This is a genomic window from Enterococcus sp. AZ171 (genome assembly GCF_051714005.1).
In the GTDB taxonomy this organism is placed as follows: Bacteria; Bacillota; Bacilli; order Lactobacillales; family Enterococcaceae; genus Enterococcus_B; species Enterococcus_B pernyi.
The window spans coordinates 516,596-534,395 of the sequence record NZ_JBIORA010000001.1; the positions used below are offsets into that span (position 1 = coordinate 516,596).

12 protein-coding genes are annotated in these 17,800 nt (G+C 39.2%); 10 read left to right on the forward strand and 2 right to left on the reverse strand.

Annotated features, from left to right (window positions below; translation table 11 throughout):
• Positions 1–56 precede the first annotated feature (56 nt).
• The 4 genes from IGJ49_RS02435 to IGJ49_RS02450 all read left to right on the forward strand — a co-directional run bounded on the left by IGJ49_RS02435 (position 57) and on the right by IGJ49_RS02450 (position 3,861).
• Positions 57–1,487: a glycoside hydrolase family 1 protein gene (locus tag IGJ49_RS02435; protein WP_023519112.1), complete on the forward strand. Its 1,431-nt coding sequence runs from the start codon at positions 57–59 to the stop codon at positions 1,485–1,487.
• Between the two features lie 281 nt (positions 1,488–1,768).
• Positions 1,769–2,053: a hypothetical protein gene (locus IGJ49_RS02440; RefSeq protein ID WP_023519113.1), complete on the forward strand. Its 285-nt coding sequence runs from the start codon at positions 1,769–1,771 to the stop codon at positions 2,051–2,053.
• Between the two features lie 32 nt (positions 2,054–2,085).
• Positions 2,086–3,054: a dimethylarginine dimethylaminohydrolase family protein gene (locus IGJ49_RS02445; protein WP_349520864.1), complete on the forward strand. Its 969-nt coding sequence runs from the start codon at positions 2,086–2,088 to the stop codon at positions 3,052–3,054.
• A 45-nt stretch (positions 3,055–3,099) separates the two neighbouring features.
• Positions 3,100–3,861 carry a tyrosine-protein phosphatase gene (locus IGJ49_RS02450; protein WP_071866699.1) on the forward strand — a complete coding sequence of 254 codons (762 nt, stop codon included), beginning with the start codon at positions 3,100–3,102 and terminating at the stop codon, positions 3,859–3,861.
• Between the two features lie 335 nt (positions 3,862–4,196).
• Here IGJ49_RS02450 and IGJ49_RS02455 read toward each other — a convergent pair whose 3' ends face one another.
• Positions 4,197–5,567 (reverse strand): aldehyde dehydrogenase family protein, encoded by a 1,371-nt coding sequence (locus IGJ49_RS02455; RefSeq protein WP_438722274.1) that lies wholly within the window; start codon positions 5,565–5,567, stop codon positions 4,197–4,199.
• 76 nt (positions 5,568–5,643) lie between these two features.
• Positions 5,644–5,940 (reverse strand): ArsR/SmtB family transcription factor, encoded by a 297-nt coding sequence (locus tag IGJ49_RS02460; RefSeq protein ID WP_349520860.1) that lies wholly within the window; start codon positions 5,938–5,940, stop codon positions 5,644–5,646.
• 202 nt (positions 5,941–6,142) lie between these two features.
• On the opposite strand from IGJ49_RS02460, the gene IGJ49_RS02465 reads away from it, so the two are divergent.
• The 6 genes from IGJ49_RS02465 to cls all read left to right on the forward strand — a co-directional run bounded on the left by IGJ49_RS02465 (position 6,143) and on the right by cls (position 17,725).
• Complete coding sequence (locus tag IGJ49_RS02465; RefSeq protein WP_349520858.1) at positions 6,143–7,627, forward strand: helix-turn-helix domain-containing protein; 1,485 nt, start codon at positions 6,143–6,145, stop codon at positions 7,625–7,627.
• A gap of 259 nt (positions 7,628–7,886) precedes the next feature.
• The gene (locus IGJ49_RS02470) at positions 7,887–8,249 is read left to right on the forward strand and encodes an LPXTG cell wall anchor domain-containing protein (protein ID WP_349520856.1); all 363 of its coding nucleotides are present in this window, start codon (positions 7,887–7,889) and stop codon (positions 8,247–8,249) included.
• A gap of 4 nt (positions 8,250–8,253) precedes the next feature.
• On the forward strand, positions 8,254–9,120 hold the full coding sequence (locus tag IGJ49_RS02475; protein WP_349520855.1) for a WxL domain-containing protein: 867 nt from the start codon (positions 8,254–8,256) through the stop codon (positions 9,118–9,120).
• A 106-nt stretch (positions 9,121–9,226) separates the two neighbouring features.
• Positions 9,227–10,297 (forward strand): DUF916 and DUF3324 domain-containing protein, encoded by a 1,071-nt coding sequence (locus tag IGJ49_RS02480; RefSeq protein ID WP_349520853.1) that lies wholly within the window; start codon positions 9,227–9,229, stop codon positions 10,295–10,297.
• Positions 10,284–15,833 carry a WxL domain-containing protein gene (locus IGJ49_RS02485; RefSeq protein WP_438722278.1) on the forward strand — a complete coding sequence of 1,850 codons (5,550 nt, stop codon included), beginning with the start codon at positions 10,284–10,286 and terminating at the stop codon, positions 15,831–15,833. Before IGJ49_RS02480 ends, IGJ49_RS02485 begins: the two co-directional genes overlap by 14 nt.
• A gap of 362 nt (positions 15,834–16,195) precedes the next feature.
• Positions 16,196–17,725 (forward strand): cardiolipin synthase, encoded by a 1,530-nt coding sequence (cls, locus tag IGJ49_RS02490; protein WP_010736291.1) that lies wholly within the window; start codon positions 16,196–16,198, stop codon positions 17,723–17,725.
• Positions 17,726–17,800: the final 75 nt, after the last annotated feature.

Sequence of the window (17,800 nt, forward strand, 5' to 3'; positions counted from 1 at the left end):
TCAATAATAAAATAACAGTAAGGCTATCATATCAAACTGAAAAGGGGCAATGACTGATGAGTTTTCCGAAGAATTTTTTATGGGGTGGCGCAACAGCGGCAAATCAATGTGAAGGAGCATGGGCTGTCAATGGTAAAGGAGATTCGATCAGCGATCACAATCGTGCAGGCAATCGTGAGATGGGGAAACGACGTACCTTTGATTTGGTGATCGATGAAACCAAGTATTACTATCCGAGCCATACAGCGATTGATTTTTATCATCGCTACAAAGAAGATATCGCATTATTTGCGGAAATGGGCTTTAAAGCCTATCGTTTATCGATTGCGTGGACACGGATTTTTCCTAATGGTGACGAAGAGCAGCCAAATGAAGAAGGGTTGAAATTTTATGATGCAGTGTTTGATGAGCTACATAAATATGGGATCGAACCGATCGTGACGATCTCACATTTTGAGTTACCGTTTCATTTGGGAAAAACGTATGACGGATTTTTAGACAAACGAACGATCGAGTATTACGAACGTTACGCAACGACACTTTTTGAACGCTACAAAAGCAAAGTGAAATACTGGTTGACCTTCAATGAAATCAATTTTGGTGTCTTAGAACATGGCAAACAAATCAATGGATTATTTAATCGAACTTATACGGAAACAGAAAAATATCAAGCCTTACACAATGTCTTCCTTGCTTCTGCTCGAGCGGTGATTGCTGGACATAAAATCAATCCTGATTTTCAGATCGGCTGTATGTTGGCGTATATCACGATGTATCCTAAAACCTGTCATCCATTAGATGTACTGAAGACGCAACAAATGAATGACCGGTTAAATTATTTCTGTGGCGATGTCCAAGTCAAAGGAGCCTATCCTTATTACATGAAACGCTACTTTGAAAAAGAAAAAATCGAAGTGGATATCACAGAAGAGGATTTGGCATTCTTGAAGGAAGGCGTTGTCGATTATTATACGTTCAGTTATTACATGAGTACGTGTATTGCAGATGATTTAAATACTCGGTCAGATAAAAGTGGCGGCAATTTATTTGGCGGGGTGGCTAATGAGTATCTTGAAACAAGCGAATGGGGCTGGCAAGTTGATGCGGTCGGGTTGCGATATACCTTGAATCAAATCTATTCTCGCTATGAAATCCCAGTGATGGTCGTAGAAAATGGACTCGGGGCTGTCGATAAAATTGAACCAGATGGCTCGATCCACGATGACTACCGGATCGATTATCTCGCCCAACATATCCAAGAAATGGGGAAAGCAATTGATGATGGCGTGGACTTGATTGGTTATACTTCTTGGGGCTGTATTGATTTGATCAGTGCAGGAACTGGTGAAATGAGTAAACGATACGGCTTTATCTATGTCGATCGAGATGACGAGGGCAAAGGAACGCTGGCCCGCTCGCCTAAAAAATCATTTTACTGGTATCAAAAAGTGATTGCGACTAATGGTGAAAGCGTAGAAATGAAATAATTCGGTAGAAAATAGCTCACCTTCAATCGACTGGATGTGGGCTATTTAGTGAGAGATTTTGTAGGTTATGAGTCCAAAACCAACGATTATGATCGGTTTGATCTAGACGAAGTCAACTCATGTTATAGTAAAAAAAGTTGCTTCTGGCAGATAGTGGAGGTTGGGGAGCAGAGGTAACAGAATAGAACGCTCTTTTAACCAAATAATTAAAAAATATCCTAAGAAAAAGAGAAAGGGTGTTATTGTTAGCCGATAACCGCTAGGATAGAAGGAGAGAAATAGTGAGAAAAATCAAAAATATCCAAATCATTCGATTGATCAAAATCATCCAGTTCGGTCTTTATTTTATGTCATTGTTTTTGTTTGCAAAATCCAGATATAAAGTGGCACTCTTGCCTTTATCAGGTGGGATGATATTAGAAGTACAACTCCCTAGAGAGTTTGGTTGGGGATTTGTAAAAAATAAGAAAAATGTCTTTCTTTCTTCGAAAAAAACATGGGTCGAACCAATGATTGCTTTGATTGTTTTAATATTTTTGGTTGGTTTCGCATGTTATTTCCTGTAAAGATTCGAACAAATCGAGGAGGAGCAGAAACGATGGATCATATTTTTGTGAAAAGCGAGTTTGCACCGCTAAAACGGGTCGTTTTAGCACAGTCTGAATTTGGCTTTCCTACGAAAAAATTAACCGGTGTCGATTTCTTGACAGAAGAAAACCATGAATTATTTAGTGGGCCTGAAGTGATAGGCAAAGACTTTAGTGAAGCTTTCCCAGAACAACAAAAAGCTTGGGAAGTCGAACGGAAGAATTTACAAAAAGTACTAGAAAAACATGAGGTAGAAGTCCTTTTACCAAGAAAGTTGACCTCTTTTGAAAAAAAACTAGGGCTAGAGTATGGCTACAGTAACTTTTTCACTCGAGATCCCTTTTTTACGATCGGGGATCTATTGATTGAAGGCTCATTGAAGCTCTCACACCGCAGAAATGAGATTCTACCGATTCGTGAGCTACTCATGAATGAATCGAATGAGAATGACTGCTTGTATTTTTCTATTCCTAAGCCGGATATTTCGCAAGGTATCGATTCAGATCAAGGGCCTTTCTTAGAAGGTGGAGATGTTTTAGTATTAGGAAAAACGATTTTTGCAGGTAACTCAGGGTTAGCATCTAATACTCGTGGTATTGAATGGTTAAGAAATCTAGTCAAACGATTCGGCTACAAAGTGATCGAAGTGCCACTTCATCCGACGATCCTGCATTTAGACTGCGCATTAAGCCTTGTCAAAGATGGATTGATGATCGTGTGTGAAGAAGCGTTCCTAAATGGTATCCCAGAACAGTTAAGCCATTGGGATCGGGTAGAGGTGTCTTTAGCACAAGCCTCTCGATTGGCGACGAACGGACTGCCGATCAACGAGACAACGTATATCACAGATCCAGAATTTACTTTTATTGGTGAAGAATTAGAGAAACGAGGAATCACAGTCGAGTATATTGACTATCAACTGACAAGGATCTTTGGTGGTTCTTTCAGATGCAGTACGCAACCGCTTCTGAGGAACTAAGTGGAAACGATCCTAAAATATAGGAAAAGGAAGGTCATTGCAGAAATGGTAAAAATCACAAATTTTCGCGATATCGGTGGCATCAAAAATAGAAATGGCAAAGAAGTTTTAACAAATGTTTTCTTGCGTTCAGGTGAACTATCTAGTTTGACAGAAGAAGATGCTAGACATTTAGAAACCACCTATCGTTTAAGTAAAATCGTTGATTTACGCGGCGAAGATGAAATTCAGGCTCGACCAGATAAAACGGTTCCACAGACGAAATATATCCATATCGACATCATGAAAGATGTGGCAGACGAAGGCGCTGGGCTGGAAGATTTTGTGAAAATCGGCTCACCTGAAAAAGCTACGAACTATATGACAAAAATATATGAAGATATCGCATTGAATCCGACTTCGCAGAAAGGGTATGCTCGTTTCTTCCAAGAAGTACTTACTTTGGATCAAGAGGAAAGTCTTTTATTCCATTGTTTTGCTGGGAAAGATCGAACGGGGATCGCAGCCTTACTAATATTAGAGTCATTAGACGTTCCTCGCAAGGCAATCTATGTCGATTATTTACGTACGAATGAACTACGTAAAAAAGAAAATGCGTTGATTTTGGCGCAAGCAAAAAAAGTCCACTTGACTGAGGGGAATCTAGCTGCTTTAGATGTTGCGTTGAATGTGGACAGTAGTTACTTGGACCGTTTTTATCAAGTAGTAGAAAAGGAATACGGGTCGATCCAAACTTATTTGAAACAAGCACTGGCTATCGACCAATTAAGTTTACAGGCAATGAATAATCAATTTCTTAAAGGTTGAGTTTTACTCGTTCTCATTCCTATAAAAGTGAAGATATTGCTTTTTCTATGAAAATTTGTAAGTGGCCATTCATATTTAATCAAATCTATAGAGATATTTACTGATCTAAGAAATTAGGTCAGTTTTTTTTTTTAACCAAATCATAATGCTTGAAAATGAGGTTGAGACAGGAATGCTTAGTCTTGAGAAATAAGGCGACCACCACAAAAATTGGCAGAGCAATTTTCATGGTGGTCACCTTATTTTCAATGAATGTACTTCTGTTTTTGTTGTTAATTCAGTTTTAGGAGATACGAGAGAGGCATCTTTCTATTTATTCTAAAATGACTGGATATCTATTTCAATATTTGCTTCAGTAATTTTAAAGTTCGCTCATTATATGGCGGAAATAAGCCGGGAACATTGAATTTCGCTCGATTTTCATATACTCCTTTTTGATGAGAGAAAGTCAAAAAACTATACTTGCCATGATAACCGCCAATGCCAGATTCGCCAACACCACCAAAAGGCAAATGATGGTTCGCAACGTGTTTGAGAACATCATTAACAGTGACATTCCCTGATGAAATAGCAGTCATGATTTTCTCTTTATTCACTGTAGATGTGGTGAAAAGATACAATGCCAATGGCTTTTCATACCGTTTGATTTGGTAAATCGCATCATCAAGGGTGTGGAATGTTAAGATTGGCAAAATCGGACCAAAAATCTCTTCTTGCATACTGGCCGCTTCATGGGAAGGAAGATCTAGTAAAGTCGGTTCAATGAACAAGTCTGCCCGATTGGTTTCACCACCAGCGGCGATGAATGATTGATCTGCTTTCAACAAATTGTGTAGTCGCATAAAATGCCGATCATTGATGATCCTGCCGTAATCTGTATTTTTTCTGACATCAGAACCATAAAATTCTTTCATGGCAATAATCATTTCTTTGATTAATGCCTCTTTTCGTTTACGAGACACTAAAACATAATCTGGTGCAATACATGTTTGTCCGTTGTTCTGCAATTTTCCCCAAATGATGCGCTTGGCTGCTAATTTTAGATTCGCAGTATCATCGACGACCACGGGACTTTTGCCACCTAATTCTAAAGTGACGGGTGTCAAATTCTTTGCGGCAGCTTGCATTACGATTTTTCCGACAGGTACGCTACCAGTAAAGAAGATATAATCGAATCTTTGTGCGAGTAATTCAGTCGTTACATCCACACCACCTTCGACCGAGGCAATGTACTCTTTGGGAAAAATTGAACGGATCAGCTTTGCCAGAACGTTGGATACATTGGGTGCTAATTCACTTGGTTTCAAAATTACCGTATTCCCCGCAGCAATCGCCCCAATCAGTGGTTCGATAGCTAAATGAAAAGGATAATTGAAAGGTGCGATGATCAAGATTTGTCCATAAGGTTCATAATCAAGATAACTTTTTCCCCACATATAGATCGGTGTATGAACGGTTTGACGTTTCGCGTATTTTTTTAATTTTTTGATCATCATAGAAATGCTTTGATAGACGACCCCGATTTCAGTCACGTATGCTTCATGTGCTGGTTTTCGCAAATCTTTGAACAAGGCTTGTGTCAATTCAATCTCGATCTCTTTCATTCCTTGTTTCAGTTTTGCTAATTGTGCCAAGCGAAAATCAATTGATTTTGTTTGTCCTGTTTCAAAAAATTGTTGTTGCTCTTGTAAAAGTTGGTTGATCATCCGTTTTCTCCTTTTAATCGATTTATATGTTCGAACTTATGAATCTGTTTATTTAAAAAGAAAAGCCGTAGTCTGGTTATATTTTTTCCAATAGTTGCATAAATCCTTTCAAGTTACGTTGGATGTAGGCAACATCCAAAGAATAGATCCACTCTTTGCCACGTTTTTCGACAGACACAATCCCTGCTTGTAAATGTAACTTTAAATGATGAGAAATAGCGGGGCGAGAAATCGACATTTCTTCTGTGATTTCTGTCACGCTTAAGCCGCCTTTTTCTACTAGTAAACTGACGATTTCTTGACGATTTTCTTCTTGTAATGTTGCAAACAGCGACGTGGAATCTCGTAATAACGCTAAAAATGTTTCTCGCATAATGACCTCAATTGTTAAAGTGAGAGTAACATCATAAGTTGAAACCTGTCAACCGGTGTTTCTGTCATAAAAAGGTACCATAAGTGTGTTATTTTTAGTTTATTTACTTATTTATTATTAGTATTTTTTCACTTTTTTTGTTATACATGTTTACAATCTATTTTTTTAAAGAATAGATATAAAAAACAAATGAGGTGCTTAGATGCGAGAATTACAATTAAAGTTTATCACGAACACGATTACGGAAAGGTGGATGCGTATCCTAAATGTCATCGAACAACAAAATATGTTTACAATTGTTGGTCTTTCGCAGCAACTTGTGATATCTAAACGGACGATCCTAAAAGACGTTAGCGAATTGAAAAAATACTTTGAAGATACTGCAATTTTTGAGTCAAATACATCTGGTTATTTTTTTAAAGAAACAAATCGCCAACTGTATCACGAAAAGAAAGAAGCTTTATTAGAATCTGAAATTTGGTTTGAGATCGTTAGCGATATATTTTTCGGAGAACTAGTATCGATTGAAGAATTAGCAGATCGTTATAGCTATTCAGAAAGTACAATGCTACGTGCAGTATCTCAAATCAATGAGGCGTTAGAAGAATATCAACTTTCACTTAGTTTGAAACCAGTAGATCTTGTTGGAGAAGAAGGAAATATCCGCAAGTTCTTTTTTGATTTCTTTTACGAAGGGGAGCCTACTCCTTATACGGTCTATCCTCCAGAAAGTATCCACCAGATGTTTTTAGATAATCTAGGTGAACGTCTTGGTAAGTATGAATTGGGGACAGGGATCATGGTCAATGCTTTTTATTATTGTGTATACATTTCAATGGTCAGAAATCAGCAAGGACACATCATTACACTTCCACAAAGCATCAAGGGTATAAAAATTTCAGATACAGAAGATTTTGTCTTGCTTTCTGAAATTGTTCCTCTTATCGAAAAAAACTACGAAATTACTCTACACCCTGACGAATTGATCTGGCTTTTCTTTGTTACCGTAAGTAAACGAACCATTGATAGCGTGTCACATGAGATAAATTTTTTCGAGCAGTATAATCAATGGCCTGAAATTACTGAAGTTGTCGAATCCTATTTTGAAGTATTTCATATCGATGTGGCGAATGACTCTGTCTTACCAATTTTCCTAACAGCGTTTTTTCTAGGTAGAAAAATCAATAATGAAATCTGTCCTATTTTGAATAAGCTACTAAGTGAGGAAAATAGAACCATCCAAGAACTCTACGCCATACCCTATGAAAAAAACAAACAATTTATTCTTAGAAATCAAAAATCACTGGCTTTTTCAGAAGACTATTTGGACGACATCGTAGCGAGTTTAACAATGTACACAGAGATTCTATTTTCTTATTATGGACCGAAAAAAACAGTATTGTTTCTTTTAGAAGGGAATCACTTGATGGTTCAACTGATCAAAGTCCAAGCAATCCAACTTCTTTCAAAGCAACACAACGTTCTATTTATTCGGTTACAAGAACTCACAGAGGAACGTTTGAATGTTGAACATGTTGACTTGATCGTGACCAATTATCGACCATACTTATTAGACTATCAATTAAAAAAAGATTACCTGTTGATTAATCGTGTACCGGATAAAAATGATTGGCTCAATATTTTAACAAGCATGAACCCTTTAATTGATAAAATGCTTTTAGCATAACATAGAGAATAAATAGCACTCAATTGAGGAAGGACTTAAGGAAAGCAGTTTCTATTGGTTCTTTCTCGATTGTTTGTTTTGTAATAGGAAAGACAAAGAGAATATAACTACAAGATTGTAATAATTACAATCAGGTTCACTAGTTAGTGCAAATCCTGAATTTCTTCTTTGTTTGTATTACGTTAACCTTGTATGTACAGGAAGAGAAAACAACAAAATATTCTCTTACTGGTCAGAAAAAAAGTGTAGGGGGAGGGATATGAAATTCAAAAAAAGATACATACTAAGTGTAAGTATGTTACTTATTCAAATGTATACACCATTAGTTGTTCATGGGACAGAAGTACGTTCGGTGGAAACTGAAGGGACGATTAGTTTTACTGGCGTTTATGAAACACCGGGAACGCCAGAGCCAGCACCCGAAGTTGAAGTAAAACCAACCTTTCCCAAAGAAATCGCTCAAGCACCATCAGAAGTGACAAAGAGCGAGCATAAAAGATTACCGCAAACGAATGAGAGTCAGATGAATATTTGGAAAATATTGGGTATTCTGATCATCGTCGTTACTCTTAGTTTTTGGAAACACAAAATGAAAAAAACAAATCAAGAAAGTAGGATTTAAATATATGAAATTCGTTAGATTAGCTACCATTGCAGCGTTAAGCTCCACCATTTTTGCAGGAGGACTGACAGCTTTCGCAGATGAAACACCTGAAACTCCCGAAGAAACATCAAAAGCAGTAACTAAGGTAGAGACAGATGGAATAATTGAATTTACACCAAATGAAGAGGAAGAGCTAGTGGTTATTCCACCAGAAGGTGGACCAGATGTAGACATCGAGCCTGAAGTGCCAGGAACAACAGGCCCGTTATCGATCATGAAAGCTGTCACGATGAACTTTGGCTCAAAAGTGATCTCGAATCAAGATCAAACCTACAATATGATCGCAGAAAAGCAACAAAAAGCGGGTACAACAGGTGAGGAAAACAAAGTTCCTTATGTCAGTTTTGCACAAGTACAAGATGTTCGTGGAACGAATGCTGGTTGGGATCTGCAAGTTCGCATGACCGACTTTAAAGCAACGAGTACAACGGTGAATGATACACTGATCGGTGCAGAGATTTCATTGTTGGATCCAAGAATCCAATATGAAGGAAGTACACCTGGAAATGCGCCAGCATTCAACGCACCATTTACGAATACAGACGAAGTCAATTATTTGAAACTGTTGCCAAATGCTTCTGCTGTGTCAGTGATGAAAGCTGAAAAAGATAAAGGGGCAGGTGTTTCTTCAGTCGTTTGGGGAAATCAAGCAGATTTAGATAAACAAGAAGCAGATGATACGACTGAAGTGGTAACAAACAATGCAATCCAATTGTTTGTTCCTGGTTCTACAGCGAAAGATGCGACACAATACAAATCAACACTAACTTGGGAATTATCCAATACCCCTGGTAGTAGTGGTGTAGACGAAGAAAATGACGAAGCATAATCTATATTCGACATCGTTGGAAGGCAAGCTATTTTAGATCATAGAAACAAATGACGTAGCGTTACAATTTTGTAGCGCTACTCTCTTTAAAGGAAGGGGTAAACGAATGAAACAAGCAAATACATATCGAAAAAAGAAAATCCATCAAGTAGGAATGATACTGGTTCTATTATTGGTTAGTTTGCTGGCACCGATGCGCGTGGGGGCAGAAGAAGGAACGTTGAATTTCTATGTAACGCCGGAGTTCTCAGAAAATCAAAAGTCAGGAAATGATCGTTATTTTCAATTAAACCTTGCACCGGATACGACAGAAACATTGACATTGAAACTACAAAACGCCAATGCCGAAGCAAAGAAAATCAAAATTACGCCACATACTGCGTATACGAACGTGATGGGGGTCGTCGAATACGGACAAGATGCAGAAGAAGCAGATCCAACACTCCAGCATTCACTAGGTGAGTTGATCGAGCAACCCGAAATCATCGAGCTCGCTGGTAACGAAACGAAGACCGTGACGCTTGATCTGAAGATGCCAAAAGAAGCATTCGAAGGTTTCTTAGCTGGTGGCTTACGGATTGAAGAAGTCAAAGAAGACACAACAGAAGAGACAAGTAATGAAGAAGGGGTCGCTATCCAGAATGAGTTTGCGTATATCATCGGGGTGGTTGTCAGCAACAATCAAGATGCCGTAAAACCTGATTTAGAGTTGTTGGATGTTTTTGCCGATCAACTCAACTACCGTAATGTCATCAGTGCCAACTTACAAAATTTTACTCCGACATTTGTGAATCGTTTAGAAGTCGAAGCAACGGTACAAAAAGTGGGTGATGAAGAAATTTTATACCAAGCCAGTCAAGAACAGATGCAAATGGCGCCAAACTCCAATTTCAATTTTCCGATTTCTTTAGAAGGCGATCGTTTTCGCAGTGGTGAATATTTATTGAAAATGACGGCACGCTCTGGAGAAGATGAATGGCAATGGGAACGGAAGTTTACCATTGATGCGGATGAAGCGAGAGCATTGAATCGTGCAGATGTCACGATTGATACAGGTATTAATTGGTGGATCGTTGCAGCGATTAGTCTGATTATCCTATTGTTGTTGATCATTGTTTGGTTATTGTTGAAAAAGAAAAAAAATGAGAGGGATGATTCGGTTAATGACAACGAGTAGATATCATAAATTAGTTGTTTTATGTACAAGTATTTTTTGTGTCCAAACCGTTGCACTCCCTACATCTGTGCTATTTTCAACTTCTGTAGAAGCAGTAGATGTGCAAGAAGTTACAACAGACAGCAGTATACTTGCGAATGACTACTTAGATGGGTTGAGGGAAGTGACGGAGGTCCCTTTACGTTTTTCTCCCAGCAATCTGCGAGTTACAGGTGAGGTAACAGAACCTGTATCCGTATCTTTTTATGCGAATAAACCAACACAAGAAGCCAAGATTCGTTTACCTAAAGAGGCAGTTGTGGATAAAGATAGATTACCCGCTGGATTGACTATTACAGAAACAGCGGAAGAGAATCATTGGCTACTCCACTCAGAAGCTCCAAGGGAAACATTTACCTTACCACTTATTTTTCAAGAGACAGGAACTTATGAAGCGTCTATTGAAGAGGCGAAAACGACCATTGCTATCGATTCACCGACTACTTCTCTTGAACAAACAGAAGAAGAGCAAAAAAGTGTTGAACAAGAAGTTGACAAGACAACAGATGACGTGACAGATGATGCTACAGAAGAGAGCCAACATGAACTATCAGAACCAGAAAATAATGATCCGATTGTGGCGGAAACTGATGAACACGCAGATGATGAAGCTGAGTCGTCAATAGAAAAGAAAGAAGCAACAGCAAACGAGTTTTCCGGTCAGATAGCGGAAGTTTCGACAATGGTAGAATTTCGCGAAGCCATTGCTGATCCGGATGTTTTAACGATTTCTGTTCAAGCGAATTTGACTGAAAGTACAGCCAATATCATGACGATCGACCGACCAATCAAAATACAAGGAAACGGTCATACACTGACTTTTGGTAACAATGGTTTTTATTTTCAATTCGCAGAAGTGAGTGAACCTACGACCTTTCGGATAGAGGGCGCAATCGTGACAAAAACCGGTGCTACTCCTTTAGTCAACGCAACAACAGAAGTTAGTCGCAATTGGACATTAGAAATAGAAGATGTGGCAGAAGTCAATGCCAATACGATGCGACTAGCATCAATTCCAGAAGGAACGGTTCAATTTACAGGTGGGACGAGTAACTTCACACGTACAAGTTCTGCACAAACTTTCATTGAAGCAAAAGAAGTCAAGGCGATCAATCAAGCGCAGGTGACGATTAGTCGTGGAAACGCCACGATTTTTCTAGCAGCTGCGACGGTTTCCGAATCTAAATTAACAATCGAAACCGGCGCAACTGTAACAATTACTACGACTTCGGGTGTAGCCAACGCGATTGATTTCAGAGGAGAAAATGCGGAAATCACACTCCAATCTGCTGGAAATTTAACGATCAATACAGTAGGAACGACTGCTGCTCCTACTAACATAAGCAATAATACGATTGCTATGACTGGAGCAGGACCGAAAGTCACCGTTCGTGAAAAAAGTAATTTGACGACGACAAGTACTGCAGCCAAAAGAGGGTTACATCTATCCGGAAATAATCCCCAGGTAGTTGTGAATGATTCGAAATTATCTGTGACCTCAGCCACCCAGTCAGCCATGAATCTATCAGGGACTAATCCTCAAGTGATCGTGGATAGCTCAGAACTATCAGTTACCTCTACTACCCAGTCAGCAGTAAATCTATCAGGGGAGGAGCCAACATTTTCTGTAACGAATAGTCATACTGATATTCGTTCTGAAACAGGAGCCACACTTGCCTTGACAGGTGTATCACCTAAAGTCAACTATGTGGGATCTACAGGGAGTTTAACAAGTACCACCGGACAACGATTGAATTTGATCGGCGATAATCCCCAGTTATCATTGGATCAGACCCAATTATCAATGGGAGCTACTAGTGGTCGAGGGATTTATTTACAAGGAACGACGCCACAAGTGTTACTAAAACAAAGTACGATTGAAATAACAGATAGCCAACCTTCACAAGGAATGATTTTACAAGGAGCAGACGCACTGTTGGATTTAACAGAACACAGCGAACTGACAATTAATGGTGCCGGAACGGGAACATTAGAAAACATTCAAATTGGCGCCAATAACCCTCGTCCAGAACTCTCACTGACCGGTGCGTCTAAAGTGACGGTTGCTACTACGAGTGGTACAGGTGGGGCTTCGGATACGGCGAATAATGCGTTACATTTACGTGGTGAGCAACCAAAAATGACGCTATCAGAAGAATCAGAACTGAATGTTTCAGTTATTTCCAATGCGCGCCGAGGGGTCTATTTAAATGGTGCAGAGGCTGATCTGACAATCAAAGATAGCCAACTGAATATAAATACAGTAACAGGACAAGGTCTGACCGTTAATGGACGCGAGTCATCCTTACAGGCTACGAATACAGATATGCTGCTTCGATCCACTTCAGGGCAACGGTTGAATCTTATTGGTATTTTGCCTAAACTAGCGTTGGATAACAGCCACCTAACTATGGAGACGACGACTGGTCGAGGGATTTATTTGCAAGGAGCAACGCCACAAGTATTGCTAAATGAGAGTACGATTGAAATGACAGATACAGGTGCTTCTCAAGGAATGATTTTGGAAGGGACCGATGCTTTACTTTCTTTGAAAAAGAATAGTACCTTCACAGTTTCTGGTGGTGGAACAGGTACTACCGAAAATATTCAAGTTGGGAATAATAATGCAAGACCTAAGATAGACTTAGAAGGTGGTTCAAAATTAGGTGTAACCACTACCAGTGGAACAGGTGCAGGATCTGCCACAGCCAATAATGCCGTTCATCTCAGAGGAAATGAATCAGAACTAAATATAACAGGTGGAGCGAGTATTTCAATTGATATTACTTCTGGTAATCGACGTGGAATAGTATTAACTGGAAATAATTCAACGACACTTGTTGATTCTAGTGATGTAAATTTGAAGCTAGAGGGTAGTGGCGTCGGTTATGCTGCAACAGGAACTACCAATAAATTAGCCATCTCAAAGAGCCAGTGGGAGGCGAACGGAGCCGCCGGACACAATATTCATATGGTCGGCGACAATAGTACAGTCTTACTTGATCACTCTGATGCTGTTTTTGCAGCAGCCAGCTCTGGTGGAAATATTTGGTTAGCAGGAGCAGATTCAGTACTTGCTATAGAAAATGGTGCCCGAGTAAATGCAACATCAGATAATGCGAACAGTATAGCCATACATGGCGCACGTGCATTATTACAAATGAGTGGGTCTGAATCAAAGATGGAGATTATTAGTAATGTTGCAGCAGCCGAATTAAACGCAGCCGTTTTTTTAGGTGCTCCGAGTACGGGTGGGGGTGCTACAAACTCTAATGCTGAAGTTAGATTGACAGAAGGCGCAAAATTGAACATCCATGCAAATCGTGCCTCGGCATTAAGTTTGCTCAGTGCCAATGGTCAATTTAACTTATTAGAGAAGTCAGAATTAAATTTAACAGCAGGCAATACTGATTCATCAGCTAATGGTGCAGTTGCTGTACTGCGATTTATACGTGTTGGAGGATATCAGTTTACGATAGATAATGCAAAAATGAATATAAGTAAATCTGGAGGCAGAACACCAGGTATTCGAATGAATGGTGGAAATAACCATATTGAAATCAAGAATAAAGGTCAATTTTTTATTTATAATCCTGGGAATGGTACACCTATAAATCAAGATACTTCATCTGGGTTAGCCAATCAAGGGGTACATTATCCTAATGGTGGAAATAATTCTTTTGTAGTCGATGGTTTAGGCTCAAATGTACAAATTATTGCCGATAACGGTGCAGCGATCGATATGGAAAGTCAGGTAGGAGCAATTGAAGCGCGTGATGGAGCCACTTTCATTGCTCAAGGAAGAACAGCTACAGACGCGGCAGGAATATTCAATGCTGGAAATTTAACTGTTGATTTTGATAATCCATTATTTATGGACTTTAGAAATACTCGCGTTGGTGGGGGGAACATATTTAACGTTAGTAGTGCATCGACACTAACTGCAACAAATAGTGATTTATCTGTTTGGCGAAAAGGCGCTGATTTGAATGGTGACCCCAATTTAGACTTCCGAAGTATGGATTATTCGTTTACTGGAACAAATTTTAATACGTTAAGAGAGACAAGCGACCCCACACAGCTAAATACGGAAGTGTTTGGAACTCTAGGTTTAACAGCGTACAGTCGATTGAGTAGTAATAATGGTCGTTGGGCGATAGCAGATGAACTCAGAGTCCCAACCAATGCCGATACGAAAATTCATGGGCGAGTGAGCCTTCCAGTGGGATTAGATGATAGTCGACCAGCTTGGGATGATGAAGCCGTGGTTACCATAGAAGTAGAATCACCTGCAAGAGAGAAAAAAGAGTATAAGGCAAAAACGGTAGGACACTCAGATGAATCACCAGGGATTAGTATCTACAATGAAGAACCTCGTGGTGGACTGTTTGAAGTACAGCTGGATGAACCATTAGAAGCAGGTTCAAAAGTTCGAATCAGCAAGGTTGAGTTGAGTAGTGGGGAATTGACGACTGGATTTGACCATCAAATCTTGACAGAAACAGTAGAAGTCTTTCCGATTGTTCCACCGAAACCGGCAACATTTGCTTCTTCGATCATTACAAGAAATAGTCAAAAGATTGAAGGATTTTCCGAGAATCCTGATGTATCAGTAACAGCTACTCATAATGGGCAAGCAATCAATACTGAACATGTTGAGGTGGATGAGGACGGGAAATTCACGATTGATCTTAGTGAACTTCAGTTAACAGAAGAAGATGAGATCCAAGTCTTTTTAAGAGACAAGAATGGTTCCGCACAAGCAGCTGGAATTGTAAATCCGCCACTGACAAATGATGAACAAGGGAATATCAATCCAGCACAACCATTAGATTTCCATGATGTGACTTTTGCTGAGGCAACTATTTTAACTGTTGGAAATTTTGATCCTGTTTCGCCAGTCGATCCATTAGACCCTGAAAATGAAGTTCTTCCGGAAAATCAACCAGAACTTCCAGAAGAACAAGGAGCATTAAGTATCGATTTTATTTCTCGCTTCAATTTTGGTAAACAGAATATCTCAGTGAAGGATAAAACCTACTATGCCCAACCCCAACATTTACTGAACGAAGATGGCACGGTCAATGAAATACAAGAACGACCAAACTTTATCCAAATCAGTGATCGTCGACCGGACAATGAGCGAAGTGGTTGGCAATTATCGGTTACCCAGAATGGACAATTCAGTAATCAAAATGGTCATGAATTGATTGGTTCTGAGATCCAGTTACTCAATCAAGAACTAGTGACAGCTCAAGGCGGAACAGCGCCTGCGCTAAAAGAAGAAACTGGCCAAAAAATCATACCAAATACTAAAAGAATCTTATTACAAGCAGATGAAAAATCTGGAACAGGAACCTGGATCTATCGTTTTGGTAATGCAGAGACAGCTGATAAAAGTGTTGGTTTGTATGTACCGAAAGGAACGAATCCAGAAGCCAAAGAATATTCAACGACACTTACTTGGGAATTGAGTAGTGTTCCAGAAAATCAATAAAAAAAAGAGTTGTGATAGCCAGATACAGCTCCAAAAAATAAGTCAGAAACCGCTAAGATTTTCGGGATTTCTGGCTTATTTTTGCTAACATCCTTTTTTTAATTACATTTACTCAGTTTTAGGGAGTATGAGATGATGAATATTATCTCACTTCTTTCATTTTCTTAAAACTGAGGGAAAAAAGTATTTTTCTATTAGTTGAAAACTTTCTGTAAAAAAGTGCGAAGAAAACGAGAGATTTCTTTACACTAGAGTAACTATAACGTATATAATCTATATAAGGTGTGTTGTCACCATTAACGTTGAGTGGCACAGAAAAAAGAAGCAACAAAAAAACGAAGCGAGCGAATATGGAGATAGATATGATAAAGAATAAATTGCAACAATACAAAATATTATTGATATTATTGATTCTTGTAGCTGTTTCGCTGATTATTTTTTTGAATCAAATCATTTATGCGTGGCTGATCGTGGAAATTTTTGCCTTTCTTCTTTGTGGCTATTTAGTGATTTTTGATCAAAGAGAAGCAACCTCTAAAATTGCTTGGATCTTAGCGTTATTATTTTTACCGGTCGTCGGGATCATGCTGTACTATCTGATTGGTCGTGAGCCACGATTACGCAAGTTATCGAAACAGCAACTAGACAATGAACGAAACATACAAGAGACGGTGTCCAAGATTCTTCAGGAACATTCAGAAATCATTCATGCCAAGCACGATCTTTCCAAAGAAATTTTCCATCTTTCCGCAAAGTATCCCACAAAAGACAATCAATTGACATTGTTAAAAGAAGGGACGGATGCTTTTGCTTCATTGTTGCAAGATATCAAACAGGCAACACATCATGTCCATGTTTTCTTCTATATTATAAAAGGGGATGAAACTGGCGAAGAACTAGTTGCTGCTTTGATCGAAAAAGCTCGACAGGGAATCAAAGTACGTTTTATGTATGACAGTGTCGGATCAATTGCTTTCCCGAATCAATTATTAGATACGATGCGAGAAAATGGTGTAGAGGTAAGAACCTATGATCTATTGAATTCACCGTGGCTGAGTAACAAAGCCAATTGGCGCAATCATCGGAAAATCGTTGTGATCGATGGGGAAATTGCACACACTGGTGGTATGAATATCGGGAATGAGTATAGTGGACGCGGGAAAAAGTTTTCTTATTGGCGGGATACGAATGTTCGAATCGAAGGGCCTTCTGTACTCGAGTTGCAGGAATGTTTCGTTTATGATTGGTTATTTCTCGATGAAGGAACGGAAACGATCACTTATTTCATCAATCAGCAAGAGCTGTATTTTCCATTACAAACGGAACAACCAAAAGGTTCGGAAATCGTACAGGTCGTTTACGGAGGGCCGTATGATCAGGAGAGGATCATCAAAGACTCTTTCAATGACTTGATTGGTAAAGCAGTTGATTCGATCAAGATTGCTATGCCTTACTTTATTCCAGATGAAGAAACTCTTGGGGCACTCAGACGAGCAGCTCGCTGTGGGATCAAAGTACAATTGATCATACCGGGAAAAGGCGATCGCGGGATTTCATTTCATGGGACGAACTCGTTTATTGATGAGTTGTTATCGGCAGGAGTTGAAGTGTCGATCTACGATACGACTGCATTTATCCATTGTAAATATATGATCGTTGATGATGTGGTAGCAACGATTGGATCAACTAATTTTGATATTCGCAGTTTTTATCTCAATCATGAACTGTCAATGTTCATTTATGGTCCATCAAAAACGATTGATGAATTGAACGTCCATTTTACAGAAGATTTAGCCCACGCTGAAAAGGTCAAAAAAGACGAATGGCAAGAGCGAAGTGCATGGACGAAAATCAAAGAGAAAATCAGTGGCTTGTTTGTGCCGATACTTTGATAGAAGCAACGGAATCAGCGCATAAGAACGTGCCATTAGCTTAAGACAGAATAGACAAAGCGTTTCATACGTGTT

What these genes read in the sequence shown, in the direction of transcription:
- IGJ49_RS02485 (WP_438722278.1), top strand. Translation starts at nt 10,284, where the DNA reads ATGACAACGAGTAGATATCATAAATTAGTTGTTTTATGTACAAGTATT.
- IGJ49_RS02480 (WP_349520853.1), top strand. Translation starts at nt 9,227, where the DNA reads ATGAAACAAGCAAATACATATCGAAAAAAGAAAATCCATCAAGTAGGA.
- IGJ49_RS02455 (WP_438722274.1), bottom strand. Translation starts at nt 5,567, where the DNA reads ATGATCAACCAACTTTTACAAGAGCAACAACAATTTTTTGAAACAGGA.
- IGJ49_RS02450 (WP_071866699.1), top strand. Translation starts at nt 3,100, where the DNA reads ATGGTAAAAATCACAAATTTTCGCGATATCGGTGGCATCAAAAATAGA.
- IGJ49_RS02445 (WP_349520864.1), top strand. Translation starts at nt 2,086, where the DNA reads ATGGATCATATTTTTGTGAAAAGCGAGTTTGCACCGCTAAAACGGGTC.
- cls (WP_010736291.1), top strand. Translation starts at nt 16,196, where the DNA reads ATGATAAAGAATAAATTGCAACAATACAAAATATTATTGATATTATTG.
- IGJ49_RS02460 (WP_349520860.1), bottom strand. Translation starts at nt 5,940, where the DNA reads ATGCGAGAAACATTTTTAGCGTTATTACGAGATTCCACGTCGCTGTTT.
- IGJ49_RS02435 (WP_023519112.1), top strand. Translation starts at nt 57, where the DNA reads ATGAGTTTTCCGAAGAATTTTTTATGGGGTGGCGCAACAGCGGCAAAT.
- IGJ49_RS02475 (WP_349520855.1), top strand. Translation starts at nt 8,254, where the DNA reads ATGAAATTCGTTAGATTAGCTACCATTGCAGCGTTAAGCTCCACCATT.
- IGJ49_RS02465 (WP_349520858.1), top strand. Translation starts at nt 6,143, where the DNA reads ATGCGAGAATTACAATTAAAGTTTATCACGAACACGATTACGGAAAGG.
- IGJ49_RS02470 (WP_349520856.1), top strand. Translation starts at nt 7,887, where the DNA reads ATGAAATTCAAAAAAAGATACATACTAAGTGTAAGTATGTTACTTATT.